Source organism: Tardiphaga sp. 709, from assembly GCF_032401055.1.
Taxonomy (GTDB): Bacteria; Pseudomonadota; Alphaproteobacteria; order Rhizobiales; family Xanthobacteraceae; genus Tardiphaga.
Genome location: NZ_CP135529.1, coordinates 5,831,370 through 5,848,977, shown reverse-complemented (window position 1 = coordinate 5,848,977; position 17,608 = coordinate 5,831,370). Strand labels below are relative to the sequence as shown.

The 17,608-nt window shown below is 61.7% G+C and carries 15 protein-coding genes; 2 read left to right on the top strand and 13 right to left on the bottom strand.

Annotation, left to right across the window (positions count from 1 at the left end):
* Window positions 1-2 precede the first annotated feature (2 nt).
* The 12 genes from RSO67_RS27990 to RSO67_RS27935 all read right to left on the bottom strand — a co-directional run bounded on the left by RSO67_RS27990 (window position 3) and on the right by RSO67_RS27935 (window position 14,576).
* Window positions 3-746: a hypothetical protein gene (locus RSO67_RS27990; protein ID WP_315841515.1), complete on the bottom strand. Its 744-nt coding sequence runs from the start codon at window positions 744-746 to the stop codon at window positions 3-5.
* A 127-nt stretch (window positions 747-873) separates the two neighbouring features.
* Window positions 874-3,963: a MexW/MexI family multidrug efflux RND transporter permease subunit gene (locus RSO67_RS27985; RefSeq protein ID WP_315841514.1), complete on the bottom strand. Its 3,090-nt coding sequence runs from the start codon at window positions 3,961-3,963 to the stop codon at window positions 874-876.
* A gap of 116 nt (window positions 3,964-4,079) precedes the next feature.
* The gene (locus RSO67_RS27980; RefSeq protein ID WP_315841513.1) at window positions 4,080-5,276 is read right to left on the bottom strand and encodes an efflux RND transporter periplasmic adaptor subunit; all 1,197 of its coding nucleotides are present in this window, start codon (window positions 5,274-5,276) and stop codon (window positions 4,080-4,082) included.
* Between the two features lies 1 nt (window position 5,277).
* Window positions 5,278-5,985, bottom strand: coding sequence for a helix-turn-helix domain-containing protein (locus tag RSO67_RS27975; protein WP_315841512.1), 708 nt, complete (start codon window positions 5,983-5,985; stop codon window positions 5,278-5,280).
* A gap of 386 nt (window positions 5,986-6,371) precedes the next feature.
* Window positions 6,372-7,235: a sugar phosphate isomerase/epimerase family protein gene (locus RSO67_RS27970; protein ID WP_315841511.1), complete on the bottom strand. Its 864-nt coding sequence runs from the start codon at window positions 7,233-7,235 to the stop codon at window positions 6,372-6,374.
* A 1-nt stretch (window position 7,236) separates the two neighbouring features.
* Window positions 7,237-8,436 (bottom strand): dihydrodipicolinate synthase family protein, encoded by a 1,200-nt coding sequence (locus tag RSO67_RS27965; protein WP_315841510.1) that lies wholly within the window; start codon window positions 8,434-8,436, stop codon window positions 7,237-7,239.
* 8 nt (window positions 8,437-8,444) lie between these two features.
* Window positions 8,445-9,596 carry a Gfo/Idh/MocA family oxidoreductase gene (locus tag RSO67_RS27960; protein ID WP_315841509.1) on the bottom strand — a complete coding sequence of 384 codons (1,152 nt, stop codon included), beginning with the start codon at window positions 9,594-9,596 and terminating at the stop codon, window positions 8,445-8,447.
* Window positions 9,597-9,598: 2 nt separating this feature from the next.
* Window positions 9,599-11,011 (bottom strand): hypothetical protein, encoded by a 1,413-nt coding sequence (locus RSO67_RS27955; RefSeq protein WP_315844381.1) that lies wholly within the window; start codon window positions 11,009-11,011, stop codon window positions 9,599-9,601.
* 11 nt (window positions 11,012-11,022) lie between these two features.
* Window positions 11,023-11,874 (bottom strand): ABC transporter ATP-binding protein, encoded by an 852-nt coding sequence (locus RSO67_RS27950; RefSeq protein WP_315841508.1) that lies wholly within the window; start codon window positions 11,872-11,874, stop codon window positions 11,023-11,025.
* 50 nt (window positions 11,875-11,924) lie between these two features.
* Window positions 11,925-12,917 (bottom strand): ABC transporter substrate-binding protein, encoded by a 993-nt coding sequence (locus RSO67_RS27945; protein WP_315841507.1) that lies wholly within the window; start codon window positions 12,915-12,917, stop codon window positions 11,925-11,927.
* A gap of 73 nt (window positions 12,918-12,990) precedes the next feature.
* Window positions 12,991-13,722 carry an ABC transporter permease gene (locus RSO67_RS27940; RefSeq protein WP_410001921.1) on the bottom strand — a complete coding sequence of 244 codons (732 nt, stop codon included), beginning with the start codon at window positions 13,720-13,722 and terminating at the stop codon, window positions 12,991-12,993.
* A 194-nt stretch (window positions 13,723-13,916) separates the two neighbouring features.
* Window positions 13,917-14,576, bottom strand: coding sequence for a TetR/AcrR family transcriptional regulator (locus RSO67_RS27935; RefSeq protein WP_315844380.1), 660 nt, complete (start codon window positions 14,574-14,576; stop codon window positions 13,917-13,919).
* 231 nt (window positions 14,577-14,807) lie between these two features.
* On the opposite strand from RSO67_RS27935, the gene RSO67_RS27930 reads away from it, so the two are divergent.
* Entirely contained in the window at window positions 14,808-15,569 is a 762-nt protein-coding gene (locus tag RSO67_RS27930; RefSeq protein WP_315841505.1) for a sulfite exporter TauE/SafE family protein, read from the top strand.
* A gap of 95 nt (window positions 15,570-15,664) precedes the next feature.
* Here RSO67_RS27930 and RSO67_RS27925 read toward each other — a convergent pair whose 3' ends face one another.
* Window positions 15,665-16,510 (bottom strand): VOC family protein, encoded by an 846-nt coding sequence (locus tag RSO67_RS27925; protein WP_315841504.1) that lies wholly within the window; start codon window positions 16,508-16,510, stop codon window positions 15,665-15,667.
* Between the two features lie 204 nt (window positions 16,511-16,714).
* On the opposite strand from RSO67_RS27925, the gene RSO67_RS27920 reads away from it, so the two are divergent.
* Entirely contained in the window at window positions 16,715-17,608 is an 894-nt protein-coding gene (locus RSO67_RS27920; protein ID WP_120291164.1) for a sugar kinase, read from the top strand.

Here is a 17,608-nt window from a genome sequence, read left to right as displayed (position 1 = left end):
GGTCAGATCACGAATTCACGCATCACACGCCGCGTATCCATCTCGAATTCGAGATCGACCACCGGTGGCCGCGCAAAATGCCAGGTCATGCCCTGCCGCGACGCACCGCGCTTGACCAGTTCATCGGCCACCACGGGATGGAAATCCTGCACCGTGTAGATCTGCGTTGCGGTGGTGTCCTTCCACGAGAAGCCGAAGGTGCCGAGGCGTTCTTCCATATTGCTCATGGTCATCCGCGTTTTCTCCCGGAACGCGTCCGGCGAGGTCTCGCGATAGCGCGTGATGCGCTCGGGATATGTGCCGGGACCGCCCCGCGCTTCAGCGCCGCCGGCGATCACGAAACTCGATTTGGCGCCCAACGCCGGCCGCGTGAACGAGAACGCGTAAAACGACGGTTCACTCGGCGGATCGATCTCGAGGCACACATTGCTGCGCGCGACGGGATTGTTGGTGCCGTCGAAGATGCCCCATTCAGCAAGCGTCTTGACATAGTGCTCGTTGAACTTCCGAAAGCCCGCTTCGTCGACCACTGCAGGCGAGCGCAGTTCGCAGGCGCAGAACGATGTCAGCGGGCGATCGGCCGCGAGAATGTAATCGGCAATACGCGCGAACCCATCGGCCAATGGCAGCCATGTGTCGAAACGCACGCGCTCGATCTCGAAATCCGCATTGGCGGCAACGCCGCTGGAATACTGAAACACTGCGGGAATATAGCGATAATTGCCGGCCGGAAAATCGCGGGTCATGGGGTGGGTCCTGTGGGGGCAATGCGGGCCGCCAAAAGATAATGGCGGATCGCATGAAGCGATCCGCCATCCAACCTCAAACCATGTGGCCCCGCAAGCTCAGCTTCGCAAGGCCGCGTCGGTGCGATCAAGCTGTCCGCGTGTGCTCCAGATCGAATTCCTCGATCTGCTTGGCGCGTTCCGTTTCCTTGCTGGCGCGGTGATCGGTGGCGACAGCGACATACACCGCGGGCAGCACGAACAGCGTGAACAGCGTGCCGATCATCATGCCGGAGACGACCACGAGGCCGATCGAGAAGCGGCTCGCAGCGCCTGCGCCCGCTGCAGTCAGCAGCGGCAGCAGGCCGGTGACCATCGCGGCCGTGGTCATCAGAATCGGACGCAGACGCACGCGGGCGGCCATCTCGATGGCCGAGCGACGATCGAGGCCTTCCTTGAGCTGCAACTCGTTGGCGAACTCCACCATCAGGATGCCGTGCTTCGAGATCAGGCCCACCAGCGTCAGCAGACCGACTTGGGTATAGATGTTGATCGTCGCCAGACCGAAGAACAGCGGGATCAACGCGCCCAGGATCGCCATCGGCACCGTGATCATGATCACCAGCGGATCGCGCAGACTTTCGAACTGCGCCGCCAGCACCAGGAAGATGATGATCAGCGCGAAGCCGAACGCCACCGCGAGCTGGTTACCCTCCTGCACATATTGCCGACTGTCGGCGAGATAGTCGTGGTTGAATCCCGAGGGCAGTTGCTTGGCCGCCCCTTCGAGGAAGTCGACCGCCTGCCCCACCGTCACGCCGGGCATCGGCACCGCCTGGAAGGTCGCCGAGTTCAGCTGGTTATAGTGCGACAGCGCGTTCGGGTTGGTGCCCGTTTCGACCTTCACCAGCGTCGATAACGGCACCTGCTGACCCGTGATCGTCGGCACATAGTAGTTCGCCAGCGAATCCTGCGAGAGCCGCATGCCGCGCGGCACCTGCGGGATCACCTGGTAGGAGCGCCCCTCGAGGTTGAAGCGGTTGGTGTAGTTGCCGCCGAGCAGCGTCGCCAGCGTATTGCCGATGCTCGACATCGTAATGCCGAGGTCGTTGGCCTTGGAGCGATCGATGGAGACGCGCACGACCGGCTGATTGAAATCGAGATCGCTGTCGCTGACGATGAACAGGCCGCTCTTGCGCGCGGTGTCCTTCAACTTGACCATCTCTTCATAGACCGACTGGAAACCGTTGGTCGAGCTGATCACCATCTGGATCGGCAGACCGCCGGGACCGCCCGGCAGCGCCGGAAGGTTAAATGCGAAGGCGTTGACACCCTCGATCTTGCTGAGTTCGGCCTGCACCAGCGGCTTCAGCTGCGTGGACGAACGCTTGCGCTCGTCCCACGGCTTCAGCAGCATGCCGGCGATGCCGTTGCTCGGACCGTTGGTGCCGTTGATGATGAAGCGCAGATCGGTTTCCGGGAACTTCTTGAACGCCTCATCCATGCGATCGCCGTAGAAATCCGCGTAGTCGATATTGGCGTATTTCGGTGCCTTGGTCACCGCAAACAGAATGCCCTGATCTTCCTCGGGCGCCAGCTCCTTCGACGTATTCATGTACATGAAGCCGACGAGACCGAGGATCACAACGGCGAACATCGCCGTGATGGGGCGATAGTCCAGCGAGCGATCGAGCTGCCGGCCATACCAGCGCGTGGTAGCGCCGAACACCTTGTCCACCTTCTTGGCGAACCAGCCCGGCTCTTCCTGCTTCAACAGCACCGAGCACATCATCGGTGACAGCGTCAGCGCGATAACGCCGGATACGATCACCGAGCCCGCCAGCGTGAAGGCGAATTCGCGGAACAGCGCACCGGTCAAACCGCCGATGAAGCCGATCGGCGCATACACCGCCGCCAGCGTGATGGTCATGGAGATGACCGGGCCAACGATCTCGCGCGCACCTTCGAGCGACGCCTGCACCGGCGATTTACCCTCCTCCAGATGGCGGTGGATGTTTTCCACCACCACGATGGCGTCGTCGACCACGAGGCCGATGGCGAGCACCATCGCCAGCAGGGTCAGCAGATTGATACTGAAGCCCATGACGAGCATGAGGCTGCAGACGCCAACCAGCGACAGCGGGATCGTTACCACCGGAATGATGACCGAGCGGAACGAAGCCAGGAATAGGAAGATGACCACGATCACGATGCCAACGGCTTCGATCAGCGTGTGCTCGACTTCCTCGATCGACGACGTGATGAACTTGGTGGAATCGTAGGCGACCTTCATCTTCAGCGATGGCGGCAGGTTACGCTCGAGTTCGGGGAACAGCGCGCGCACGCCCTTGACGATGTTGAGCGGATTGCCGAGCGGCGTCGACTGCACGCCGATAAAGATCGCGCGCTCACCACTAAACGCCACGCTCGCGTCCGTACTCTGCGCGGCAAGCTCGACGGTGGCGATATCCTCCATACGGACAAAGCCGCCATCCTTGGCTTTCACCGTCATGCGCTTGAATTGCTCGACGTTCTGCAGGTCGGTATTCGCCGTCACATTGGAGACGATGTAATAGCCTTTGGTCTGCCCCGCTGCCGCCTGGAAGTTGTTGGCGCGAATCGCCGCAGCGACATCGTCCGGAGATACACCGCGGCCCTGCATGCGCAGCGGATCGAGCCACAGGCGCATCGCGAAGGTCTGACCGCCGAGGATTTCGGCCGACGCCACGCCGTCCACCGTCGACAGGATCGGCTGCACCGCGCGCGTCAGGTAATCGGAGATCGCCGAGCCGGACAGTTCCTCACTGGAGAAGCCGAGATACATGACGGCCGTGGTCGAACCGGTCGATTTCAGAATGACGGGGTCGTTGGCTTCCTTCGGAATCAGGTACTTTACCGAATTGACCTTCGACAGAACTTCGGTGAGCGCGGCATTGGGATCGACGTTGAGCTTGATATAGACCGAGATCAGGCTCTGGCCCTGCGTCGATGCCGACGTCATGTAGTCGATGCCTTCGGCAGCCGCGACGGCCTGCTCGATCGGCGTGGTGATAAAGCCCTGCATCAGGTCCGGCGACGCGCCGGGATACACCGTGGTGACGGTGATCACGGTATTCGACAGTTTCGGATACTGACGGATCGGCAGGCTGGTTGCAGCCTTGAAACCGATCAGCAGGATCAGCAGGCTGACGACCAGTGCCAGCACCGGGCGCTTGATGAAGATATCCGTGAAGACCATTGCGGTCGCTCCGTCATCGGCACCATCTGCCGGCCATCACAGGCCGCGCGACGATGCGAGAAAATTCATTCAGATGAACCGGGACGGACCGCATTTCGCGGCCCGTCCATCGGGTTTCAGTTCAGCGGCGGCTTCGCCGGAATCTGCGGCAATGGATCGGTCGAGATCGACACCAGCGCACCGGACTGCAACTTGAGCTGTCCGACCGCCACGACGCGATCACCGGCTTTCAGGCCCTGCGTGATCACTGCACGGCCATCGATGCGGTCGCCAGTGCGCACGAAGGTGCGCACCGCCGAGAGCTCGCTCTTGCCATCGTCGGTCTTCTTCTCGGTGATCAGGTAAACCGAGTCACCATAGAGCGTGTAGTCGACTGCAGTCTCCGGCACGGTGATGACAGCCGGTTTGTTCGGCAGCACCACGGTGGTGGTCGCGAACATGCCCGGCTTCAGGATGCCTTCCGGATTCTGCAGCGTCGCCTGAACACGAATGTTGCGCGTATCCGCGCTGATCTGCGGCTCGATCGTGGTGATCTTGCCCTCGAACTTGCGGCCCGGATAAGCGTCCACCGAAATGCGCACAGCCTGACCGACCTGCAGCTTGCCGGAGTCTTTTTCCGTGACCGTGAAGTTGTTGTAGACGGCGGACAGGTCGGTGAGCGACACGATCTGCGTGCCGGCCGTCAGGTACTGGCCGACTTCGACCCGACGCGTGCCGAGCACGCCGTCGAACGGCGCGCGCACCTGCTTCTGCGAAATCACCGCTTCGGTCTTGGCGATATTGGCCTGCGCCTGATCATACGCCGCCTGCGTGGTGTCGACGGTGGCCTGCGGACCAACCTGACGCTCGGCGAGCTGTTTGGCGCGGTCGAGATTGATGCGTGCCACGGTGGCAGCCGCCTTGAAGTTGGCGAGGTCGCCCTGGTCCGGTCCGTCGAACAGCTGCACCAGCGGCTGGCCGGCCTTGACGGTCGCGCCCGCGGTGAACTGGATGTCGGTAATGCGGCCGTTGACGTCGGAGGTGACGTTGACCTGATGCACGGCGGCGAGATCGCCGACGGCGCTGATCAGGTTGGGCACCACTTCGGACTTGGCATCGGCAACGCTCACCACAGTCGGCGGCGGCTTCATGGTGGCGAAGAACTGCTTGATCATGTGGGCGCGGAACGCGTTGAAGCCCACCAGGCCGCCCACCAGGATCGCCAGCAGAATGCCAACGATGATGAACCAACGCACCATCCGCGGACGCGGACGCGGCTTCTCGACAGTCGCGCGCGGCGCCGTGCTGCTGCTGGGTTCGGTCGTGAGTGTCATGTCATGCGCTTTCTGTCGTAGTCGCTGGCATCAGGTACGCCGGAAGCTCGCGATCGATATACATCGCGATCGCCGTGTCTTTCAGTCCGATACCGCGGAGAATAAACTCACAAAGTTGCCGCTCGTTGTCGGCGGTGCTGGCATAAGGCAAACAGGGAACCGAGGGAAGGCGCGATAACGCCGCCATCATCGCAGTGTGGTGCGCAAACCAGAAAAGACCCATCGGCTCTTTTCCGATCCGGACCGCATCGCCCGTCCGGACAGCGTCTTCAAGTGACGCCGTAAAGGTCGGGCCGATCAGTTCGCCGATCTTGTCGAACAGCAGCCGGGCGAATTCGCCGTCCTGCAACTGGCTGATGACCATTAGCCGCAGGCGCTGCGCCTCTTCATGATCGGGATCGGGATCGCGCGGAATGTCGAGGAAGTGCCCGACCATGCCGCGAATCAAAATCACCAGCGTCTCGGTCGACGGCGGCAAACCGAGCAACTTGTTCAGTGCGGGATCGGCTTCGCATTCCTCCGCCAGGATCTCGGCATAGAGCGCCGACTTGGTCGGGAAGTGCTTGAACAGCAAGCCTTCTGAAATCGACGCCGCAGCCGCCACGCTCTTGGTCGTCGTGCCGGCAAATCCATTGCGCGCAAAGCATCGCTTCGCCGCGCTGAGGATCAGCTCGCGCCTGAGGTCATGGGTCATTCGAAGTGTGCTCATAGCGTCGTGAGTAAGCACTCACCTCTATTCGTGTCAAGAAAATGGTGCGTTGCATCCGGAGAATGACTGCAGGTGGTATCTGGCCGCCACAGTGTTGCATCCTCACGACGCAAATGCGCCCGAGCTATGCGCCCCCCTCAAGATGAGGGGTGGCAGCGCGCCGTGAGGCGCAAAGGGTGGTTTCTGTCGCGATTCGCTCCACCGGAACGCCGGTAAGCTGCAACCGCGCAACGCCTCACGGCGCGCCACACCGCAGACAAGTTTACGCAGTCTGCGACTGCTATGGGCGATTTCTGTTCCTGGGGCCGCGCTTCCTGGGACGCGGCCTCTGCAGGTTTCCCCGCTTTGGCCTGTCAGGTTCGTGCGTTTCGACGCTAAACCGTGCTTTACACCACCGTCTTGTGCCGCTCGATACAGGTCGTCAGCACCTCGTCCATCGACTTGCTCCACCAGTTCTCCGAGAAGATCTCGATCTCGGAATAACCGGCGAAGCCCTGCGCTTCCACAGCAGCACGTGCGCTGCGGATATCGATGACACCGTCGCCCATCATGCCGCGGTCGTTGAGGATATCCTTCGTCGGCACCAGCCAGTCGCAAACGTGAAATGCGAGCAGACGGTCCTGCCCTGCCCGCGCGATCTGCGCGTGCAGCTCCGGATCCCACCAGATGTGATAGACGTCGAGGGCGACGCCGAGCATGCCGGTGCGGTTGGGATCGAGCCGGTCGCAGATATCAAGCGCCTGTTCGGTGGTGTTCACGCAGGCGCGGTCGGCGGCGTAAGCCGGATGCAGCGGCTCGATGGCCAGCGGCATCTTCGCTTGACTCGCATATTCCATCATCTCGGCGATGCCATCATCGACCTGCGCGCGCGCATTGATGATGTTCTTCGAAGGCGCAGAGCCCGGCCGTGAATATTGCGGCAACCCGCCGACGACGAGCACGATGCACGGTGAGCCCAATGCCACCGCTTCATCGACGCAGCGCTTGTTGTCGTCGCGCTGCTGCTGGCGATGGGCTTCGTCCGAGACGAACATCCCGCCGCGGCAATAACCGGACAGTTCGAGATCATGATCCCGCACCGCCTTCACGGCCTTGTCGAGACCGACATGGGCGACCTGATCGCGCCACGGCGAGACGCCGCGGATCTTGTGACGTGCACAGGCCTCGGCGATCGCGACGAAGTCGCCCTGCTTGCGGACTGTCGCCGTGTTCAGCGACAGCCAGCGATGGTCGTTGGAAAAGTCACGCATCTCAGGCTTCGATCCCGCGCGTTGCCATGATCGCCTTCATGCGCTGCGTCGCCAATTCGGGATTGGCGAGCAGACCCGCCTTGTCGGCGAGGCGAAACAGTTCGGCGAGATGCTGGGTCGAGCGCGTGCTCTCCTGCCCGCCGATCATGGTGAAGTGGTCCTGATGGCCGTTGAGATAGGCCATGAACACGATACCGGTTTTGTAGAACCGCGTCGGCGCCTTAAAGATGTGACGCGACAGCGGCACCGTTGGGCCGAGTACGTCGTGGAAGCCGGCCTCGTCGCCTGCCGCCAGACGCGACAATGCATAAGACGCGGCCGGCGCGATGGCATCGAAGATGCCGAGCAGCGCGTGCGAGAAGCCCTTGTCGTCGCCGGCGATCAGTTCCGCATAGTTGAAATCGTCGCCAGTATACATCTTGACCTTGGGATCAAGACGGCGACGCATGTCGATCTCGCGCTGCGCATCGAGCAGCGACACCTTGACGCCGTCGACCTTGGCGGCGTTACGGTTGATGACATCGACCGCGATATCCATCGCGGTGTCGAGGCTCGACGTGCCCCAGTAATTCGCCAACGCCGGATCGAACATGTCGCCGAGCCAGTGGATGATCACCGGCTGCGCCGACTGCGACAGGATGCGGTCATAGACGCGGCCGTAATCCTCGGCGCTCTTGCCGAGCTTGGCCAGCGCACGCGACGCCATCAGGATGATGCGACCGCCGACCTTCTCGATGGCTTCGAACTGCTGTTCGTAGGCCTTGATCACGTCATCAATCGACCTGGCATCCTCCACCGCGAGGTGATCGGTGCCGGCGCCCGAGAATACCAGCGCGCCGCGCGGCTTGGCCGCCGCGACGGAGCGCGTGATGAGTTCGAGCGAGGTCGGCCAGTCCATACCCATGCCGCGCTGAGCGGTGTCCATCGCTTCTGCGACGCCGAGACCGAGATCCCAGACGTGTTCACGAAATGCGATGGTGCGGTCCCAATCGATGGTCTGATTGAGCCACGGATCGCACTCCGCCAGCGGGTCGGCGACGATATGCGCCGCCGAGAAGGCGATGCGGTTCAGCGCGCCTTCCAGCTTGGCCGGAAACGTGCGCGATGCTGCGAGACGATAGGTCTCGATCGAACGATCGGCCTTCGGCAGTTTCAGCGACAGCGACGACGCAGTCGACGTGGGCATGACTGGCTTGTTCATGGCGAACCTCAGACCTTGAGTGCGGGAACGTCGATCCAGCGGCGCTCCTTCCAGCTTTCCAGCGCGCATTCGACGAGCTGCACGCCCTTGGCGCCTTCGAGCAGCGTGTACTTGTAGGGCGCATCCTCACAGACGTGACGGATGAACATTTCCCACTGCTCCTTGAAGCCGTTGTCGTAGACGGCGTTGTCCGGAACCTTCTGCCAGTCGGCATAGAAGTCGTGGGTGCGCTTCTCGTCGGGATTCCAGATCGGGCGCGGCGTCGCCTGACGGGCCTGGATCATGCATTCGGTGAGACCGGCAACGGCTGAACCGTGGGTGCCGTCGACCTGGAAAGTCACGAGGTCATCGCGATAGACGCGCGTGGCCCAGGACATGTTCATATGCGCGATGACGCCGCCCTTCAGCTTGAAGGTCGCATAAGCCGAGTCGTCGGCGGTCGCCGTGTACTTCTTGCCCTGCTCGTCCCAGCGCGCCGGGATGTCAGTGGTGCCAAGGCAAGTGAGGCTCTCGACTTCGCCGAACAGGTTGTCGAGCACGTACCGCCAGTGGCAGACCATGTCGAGGATCATGCCGCCGCCATCTTCGGCGCGGTAGTTCCAAGACGGGCGCTGGGCTTCCTGCCAGTCGCCTTCGAATACCCAGTAGCCAAACTCGCCGCGCACCGAGAGCATCTTGCCGAAGAAACCGCTGTCGCGCAGCATCGCCAGCTTCTTCAGACCGGGCAGGAATAGCTTGTCCTGCACGGTGCCGTGCTTGAGACCCCTGGCGTTCGCCTTCTTGATGACGTCGAGCGCGGCTTCGAGATTGGTCGCGATCGGCTTCTCGCAATAGATATGCTTGCCGGCCTCGATGGCGCGGTTGAGCAGACCCGGGCGTGCCTGCGTGGTCGCCGCATCGAAGAAGATGGTGTCGTTCTTGTCGGCGAAGGCCTTGTCGAGATCGGTGGTCCAGCGCTCGATGCCGTACTTCTTGGCGAGGCCTTCGATCTTCTCGGCATTGCGGCCGACCAGGATCGGATCCGGCATCATGCGATCGCCGTTCTTCAGGGTCACGCCGCCCTGCGCACGGATCGCAACGATCGAGCGCACGAGATGCTGGTTGAGACCCATACGGCCGGTGATGCCGTTCATGATGATGCCGAGGCGGTGGACAGCCATAGTCAGGACTCCTGGAGAACTTTAGTTTGAGAATGATCGGATGAAGCGAGCTGGAGTGGCGCCAGCGCCGACCAGTCCGGATGTGCGCCGGATGCAAATCCGGCAGAGGTCAGTGATCCCGTGAGGAGATCGCCGTTGTGGATCTGCAACCGGACGATATCGCCGTCGCGGCTGTAGAGATCGGGATGGGCTTTGAGGAACGCTTCGGCCTCGCCTTCCGGCGCGGTACCGAAGCCATCGACGTAATGATGGCCGTTGCGCTCGGCATGGGTGACGCCGATCAGCGCGCCAAGCGCCAGATCCTGCTGCACGCCGAGGCCGGCCTGGCAGGTGAGATCCTCACCGGTGATGAAGTGCCCGACGCCCTGCGCGCTCCACGCGGCAGCACGGGTCGCATTCGCAATCGACTTGTAGAAGCCCTTGCAGGATTTCGAGGAAATGCCCCGATAGCCCAGCACCTTGGCGGCGGGGAATGCGTCCCAATTGTCGTCGGCTTCGTCGATGATGAAATTGCGCGACGACAAATTGCCGAGCGGTGACTCCCGCGTGATGTCACGCGGCATCGGCTGTTCGATGTAAAGTAACTTGGATGCAATCGGCGCCAGTGCGCTGTCATTGTCGAGGCGATCGACCAGCGCGCCGAGCGCGTTGAGATCGGCATATTGCTCATTGGCGTCGAGCGAGACCTGGTAGTCATAAGGCAGCGTCTTTAGCGCCTGACCAATGCGCGTCAGCCGTGCTGCATCCGCTTCCGGATTGCCGTTCATCTTGAGCTTGAAGTAGCGCGCACCGCTATTCTCACGGGGGTCGGCGACACCGCCCTCGCCTTCGATGGTGTCATCAAGGCCGACGGTGTGGCGCAGCGCGACGCGCTCAAGCCGGTGACGGCTGGCCAGGAACGTCGCGATGTCGTCGGCGCCGAGATCGGGAGCAAGACGCGCGGTAAGACCGGTGACGTTGGCCTTCATGCCCGTGAAGAAATCCGTGCCCAAGCCACGCAGCAGTGCGTCGAGCACAGCCTTGTCGATTTCCGCCGGACCGAAGCTTGCAGCCAGCGGTGGAATATCCGCATCAGCGCAGGCCGTCATCTGCTCGCCAATACAGGCGGCATGCAGGCCGAAGGCGGAGATGAAGCCGGACTGCGCGCGATAGAGCTCTTTCGCGATTGCCAGCGACTGCCGGAGCTCATTCACGGTGTCATCGATAGCGAGATGCGGCCGCTTGTCGAACCACTTCGGCACCATCAGCTCGGCGGATGCGCCGACGAACACGCCCCTGCCCTCGACCTCAAGCTCGACCCGCACGAAAGCCTGCGGCGCTGCATTGACCGTCACAGCGCCAAAGCGAAACGGCCGCACGAACGCCACGTGGCGCTCGAACAGCGTAATGTCTCGCAAGGCGATCCGTGTCGACATGGACATGGGCCTTAGTCCAGCGTGCTGTTGGTCATGAAATGCTTGCGGATGCGCGCGACCAGATCGGTGAAGATCGGGTTCGACATCGCATCGAGCGTGCGCTCGCGGCCGAGCGGCACGTCGTAGATCGCAGCGATGCCGCCAGGGCGCTCGGTCATGACCAGCACCTTGTCGGCAAGGAACACCGCTTCCGGAATCGAATGGGTGATAAGGAGAATTGTCTTGCCGGTGGTGCGCTGAATACGCGACAGCTCGACATTCATCTTCTCGCGCGTCATGGCGTCGAGCGCGCCGAACGGCTCGTCCATCATCATGATCTTGGGATCGTGCACCAGCGCGCGGCAGATCGAAGCGCGCTGTTGCATACCGCCGGACAGCTGCCACGGCAGCTTCTTCTCGAAACCCTCGAGGCCCACCATCTTCAGCAGTTCCTTGGCGCGGTCCATATACTGGGCGCGCGGCAGGTTCTTCATGTCGATGGGCATCAACACGTTGTTGATGATGTTCCGCCACGGCAGCAGCAGCGCGTTCTGGAACACGATGCCGACATCGCCATGGGGCTCGGTGACTTTCTTGCCGTCGACGTGGATTTCGCCTGATGTCGGCGCAAGAAGACCCGAGATCAGTTTGAGCAGCGTGGACTTGCCGCAGCCGGACGGGCCGACCACGACGAAGAACTCGCCGTCATTGATGTGGAAATCCAGGGGACGCAGCGACTGCACCTGGCCGTCGCCGGTCCCATAGGTCTTGGAGACGCCGGAGAGATTGATCCCCGACGCCTTCGATGGTGTGGACTGCTCAGATACGACGCGAAGATGCACACTCGGTTGATCGACGCTCATGGTCCTCATCGCTGCAGTCATTAAGGCTAGTCCTGTTGGTTTCGTCAGTTTTGTCGAGATAGCCGGGCCGGTTACTTCGGCAGATATTCGTTGGTGTAGAAAGCCTTCGGATTGTCCTTGGCCTTGGCTTCCAGACCGCCGTACTCGACCATCAGTTCTACCGATTCCTTCATGTTCTGATCGGTGACCTGGAACGGGCGCTTACCCTTGGTTTCCGGCGTCGTGTAAAGCGGGATGGTGAGCTCGAAGCCCTGGGTCAGGGTCTCGATCTTGCCGCCCTTCGGGTTGGCATCGAGGATCGCCTGCGCGGCAGCCTTCGGCTCCTTCGACGCAGCTTCGACGGCCTTGGTGGTGGCCGACATGAATCGCTTCACGAGATCCGGATTGGCCTTGGCATAGTCGGTATTGGTGATGATGCCCGACGACACCAGATGAATGCCGTAATCGGCGAACTTGATCGGATACACATCCTTGCCGGTGGCATCCTTGATCTTCATGGACTGGTCCATGACGTAGCCGAGCAGCAGGTCAGCCTGGCCGTTGATAACGGCGTTGAGCTTGGTCTGTCCGTCGCCGGCGACGGTCTTGAAATCGGATTCCTTGAGGCCGGCCTTCTTGAGGAACAGCGGCCAGATCTGGGTCATGGAATCCGCCGGCGTGATCGCCACGGTCTTGCCCTTGATATCGTCCGGCTTCTTGATGTTCTTGTCGACGAAGCCCATCACCGACATGGCCGAGGTCTGCAGCAGCACGCCGGTGGCGATCACCGGGGCGCCCTTCACAGCTGCGCGCATCATGGTGGGAACGTCGACATAGCCGAAATTCACGCTCTTGGCAGCAACAGCCTGCACGGTGGCAGCGGAACCGCGGCCTTCCTGAATGTCGAGATCGATGCCTTCGGCTTCATAGATGCCCTTGGCCTTGCCGTAATAGAACGGCGAATGCTCACCATAGACATACCAGTTGAGCATCAGCGTCACCTTGTCGGCGGCAGCCGCCGGCGTGGCGAGTGCGAGCGAGAGCGTGATCGCAGCAGTCGAAACAGCAGTAACCCATTTCAGCATTTTTAGCCTCCCATTGAAGCAGGTGATCGCGGCCCGTTTCGCCGGACCGCTTGTTTGGAATTGCAGGTCCCGATCAGGACCCGATGAAGACATCCGCGCGCTGGCTGACGTGCCAGGGAATCGCAAAGCGTTCGATACGATCGACCAGCCAGAACAGAATGACGCCGAGCAGCGCGAGGATCACGAGAGCCGCAAACATCGTCGGCAGATCGAAGGTGCCGATCGAGCGCTGCAGCACATAACCGATGCCGGAATTGGAGCCGACGAATTCACCGACCACAGCGCCGACAACGGCGAGCGTGACGGACACCTTGAGACCGGAGAAGATCGCCGGCAGCGCGTGCGGCAGGTTCACCGCGCAAAATACGCGCAAGCGGCTGCCCTTCATCGCGCGGGCGAGATCGACCATGTCGGGATCGACCGACTTGAAGCCCTGCACTGCCGACACGACGACCGGGAAAAAGCCGAGCAGGAAGGCGGCGATGATCTTTGGCACGATACCGAAGCCGAACCACACCACGAACAAGGGTGCGATAGCGACTTTCGGGATCGACTGGGAGAACACCAGCAGTGGATAGACATAACTCTCGACGGTCCTGGAGCCGGCGATCAGCATAGCGATGGGAATGCCGAACACCGCGGACGCGAGGAAGCCGAGCAGCGTGGCGTAGGTCGTCGGCCCTGACTGCGCAAGCAGTTCGGGCCAGTCGGTGTAGAGCACCTTCACGACGTCGCCGGGCGCAGGGATCTGATAGGCGGGAATGTTGAAGATACGGATCGCCAGATCCCAGCCGAGAACGATCATCACCAGCAACAGGAATGGGCGCAGCCATGAGGCGTTCAGCAGCTTCGATACACTGCCGGGTGCTTTCTTCTCACTCACGCGTCTCGTCTCCCAGATGCCGGCTTTGCGGTCGCATTTAACTCGTTGGATAAATACAGCGCATGGCTTCGCCGTTGTCAATTGGGCGCTTAACTAGCAAAAATTACACAATGATTTCAGGCGCTTTGGCGGGCCGGCGTGTGGACAACCGTCGCCGGCGGGAGCTGAAATTCGGCCACGGATCGGCCGGTGAGCGCCGCCAGGACGAGCGCCACCATATGGGCCAGCCGCTCGTCCCTCGCCTCTTTCGCGAGGAGATCCCTGCCGAAGATCACACTGAGCGTGGCGTTGTTGCCGATATAGAAAAAGCTCAACGCAGCGATGGAAATGTAGAGCTGCACAGGATCCATCGCGACCTTGAAATCGCCCGTTGCCACCCCGCGCAGAACCACCGTGCGGATCATCTCCACGAATGGCGAATGCATCGACTTCACCTTGGTGGAGCGCTTGATGTGCTTTGCGCGCTCCAGATTCTCGGTGTTGAGCAGCGCGAGGAATTCCGGGTTGCGGATAAAGTAGTTCCAGGTGAAGGCGATCAGGCTCTCGATGGCCTCGGGCGGATCGAGATGTTCGAGATCGAGCGTGCGTTCTTCGGCGCGTATCTGCTCATAGGCACCTTCGAGTACCGCAAGATAGAGCGCATCCTTGTTGCCGACGTGATAGTAGAGCATGCGTTTGTTGGCGCCGGCCTGTGCAGCAATGCGATCGACGCGCGCACCGGCGAGGCCCTTGCTCGCGAATTCCTTCTTGGCAGCCTCGAGAATGCGCAGACGCATCCCTTCCGGGTCACGCTGCCACTTCAATGCTTTCTTCGGCGCTTTTTTAGTTGTTTTTGCCAAACCCGGATCCCGTCGCTCAGCGGAATGACGCAACAGCCGCACGTCTATCGCGTGTAGCATGCGTTTGCCCGCTTGAGAACAAAGCATGTTCCGGGCCATATGCGCAAACGGGCATCGCCTTTTGCGGGTGCCGTCGCTATCACTGCCCTGCCCCAACCGGACCTGCTTGTGCCTGCCATCATCACAGACCCGTTCTTCTATGCCGTCGCCATTCCGGCAGTGATTTTCCTTGGCCTCTCCAAAGGCGGCTTCTCCGGCGTCGGCATTGCCGCCACGCCGCTGCTGGCGCTGTATCTGCCACCGCTGGAAGCGGCCGCCTTGCTGCTGCCGGTGCTGATCACGCAGGACCTGATCTCGATCTATGTCTATCGCCGCGAATGGGACGGATCGAATCTGAAGATCATGTTGCCGGGCGCGGTCGCCGGCATGACGCTGGCGTGGCTGCTCGCCTCCTATATTTCCGACAATGCCGTGCGTATCACCGTCGGTCTGATCGGCCTCATCTTCGTGATCGATGTCTGGCGCAAGCGCGCCCGGATCGAACCGACCCGCATGGGTCCGGCCGGCGGCGTGTTCTGGGGCGCGGTATCTGGCTTCACATCCTTCATGACCCAGGCCGGCGGCCCGCCATTCCAGGTCTATGTGCTGCCGCAGCGGCTGCCGAAACTGGTGCTGGTCGGCACCACGACGATCTTCTTCGCCGTGGTCAATGCGCTGAAGATCGTGCCCTACTTCGCGCTCGGCCAATTCCACGCCGGCAATTTCGCGACATCGCTGGCACTGCTGCCGATGGCCATCATCGCGAACTTCATGGGCATCTGGCTGGTGAAACACACGCCCACCAACCTGTTCTACAACATCGCTTATGCGCTGCTGCTCGTGATCTCGCTGGTGCTGCTATGGCAGGGTTGTTCGATGTTGTGGCGGTAGGTGGCAATACGTAGGATGGGTAGAGCGCAGCGAAACCCATCGCTTTCATGCGTAAATGATGGGTTTCGCGAAGACGCTCTACCCATCCTACACCTCTACACATCCTTCCCCGTCCGCTCGATCAGCAGCGTCGGGATTCCGCAGGTGCCATCGCGGAGGCTGACAACACGGGTGCCCGGCTTGCGGCCACTACGCACCTCCGACACGTTGACATGCGCGGCGAGCAAACGCTCGCGGGCGGCATCGACGTCGGCAACGCGCCAGGTCATGCCCCAGAGCTTGTCGCGATTCTTGTCGGCCTTGTCGTCGGGGCGGTGCACGACCTCGACGATCAGATCGCCGCAGCGGAAGAACATCAGATGGCCCCACTCCGGATTGGAGCGATCCAGCGCCATGTCGAGGCCCAGTCGCGCGCCATAGAGCGCCGCGGCGCGCTCCGGATCCTGCGTGGCGACAACGATATGGTCGAGGCCAAGGAAAGGCGTATCGCCCACCGGAGGCGACACCGGGCGCTCGTCGGACAGTTCGAGAAAGAATTGACGGACGCCGCGCGTCGCGTCCGTCGCCGCGCGGGTACGCTTCCAGGAGAGTGTGGCGCCGGTCTCGGTATCCCTGCTCTCGACCTCGGCAATGGGATCAGGCTTCAGCGCCAGGCGATCGAGCCGGCGATGCATCTTCGCGATATCGCCAGTCCGGAAACAGATGCTGGCCAGCGTCGCGCCCTGCTCCGGCAGCACGGCCCTGATGCGATCGGCGGCCGGGCCGTGACCGACAGGCGCCATCAGCTCGACCGACATATTGGCCACCGTGAAGATCGCCATGGCCGCACCGTCGCTGGTGCTGCGCCAGGCGGGCGCGCGGGCGAACAGGGTCTGATAGGTGGCGATCCCCACCTCCAGGTCCTCCAGCAAAATGACGACGTGATCCAGCCCGGTGATCATCGCATCCCTCCCGTCTTCGTGGCGTTGTTGTGATCGAACTATGCCAGTTTTCGAGCCGCAATGCTGAAAACCGACTTCGCCCGGCTGCGGCATCCTGCGGCATCGCACAATTTCGGTGGTGACCTCGTCGCAGGCGCTGTTAAGCTGACTGATGCGCCGTCTCCGGACGGGTGCAGCCATCCCTCAGGCGAGACGGACGGATTCATGAAGGCACTCTTTATCGGACAGACCTATATCGACGTCACGTTCATCACCGACCATATGCCGACCGGCGACGAGAAGCATGTCGCCTCCGACTATGCCGTGTCATTCGGCGGCAATGCGGTCACCGCCGCCTTCTGCTGCGCCAAGCTGGGCATCGTGCCCGATCTGATCGCCACCGTCGCCAATGACTGGCTTGGCCGCATGTTCATGGACATGTCGGCGAAATACGCCATCGAGGTTCATCCGCGCAAAGTGGCGAGTTCGTCGCTGTCCTTCATCATGCCGAAAGACGGCAAGCGTGCCATCGTCCGCTGCCGTGACGACGAACACATTCATCCCTTCCCGCTGCTCAATCTCGGCGCCTGCCGCGCGCTGCATATCGACGGCCATCAGCCCGATGCCGCAATCCACTATGCGAAACTATGCCGCGAGGCCGGCATCCTCACCTCACTCGACGGCGGCGGATTGCGCACCAACACCCATGAGTTGCTGGAATTCATCGACGTCGCCATCGTTGCCGAACGTCTGTGCGAGCAGATGGACCTGACGCCGGAGAAGATGCTCGATTATCTCAAGAGCCGTGGCTGCCGCGTCGGCGGCGTCACGCTCGGCGAGAAAGGCCTGCTCTGGTATGACGAGGCCGGCACCGTGCACACACTGCCCGCGCTGCCGATCCCGCGCGAGAAGGTGATCGATACCAATGGCGCCGGCGATGTCTTCCACGGCGCTTACGTCTATTCGTATCTGGCCAATCCCGGCCATAGCTGGGCCGAACATTTCAAATTCGCGCGGGCCGCATCGACCTTCAAGATCCAACGCCTGGGCAATGAAGCGGGCCTGCCGACATTGGCTGACATCGCGGCAGTGCGTGAGGAATATCGGGCACAGGTGTGA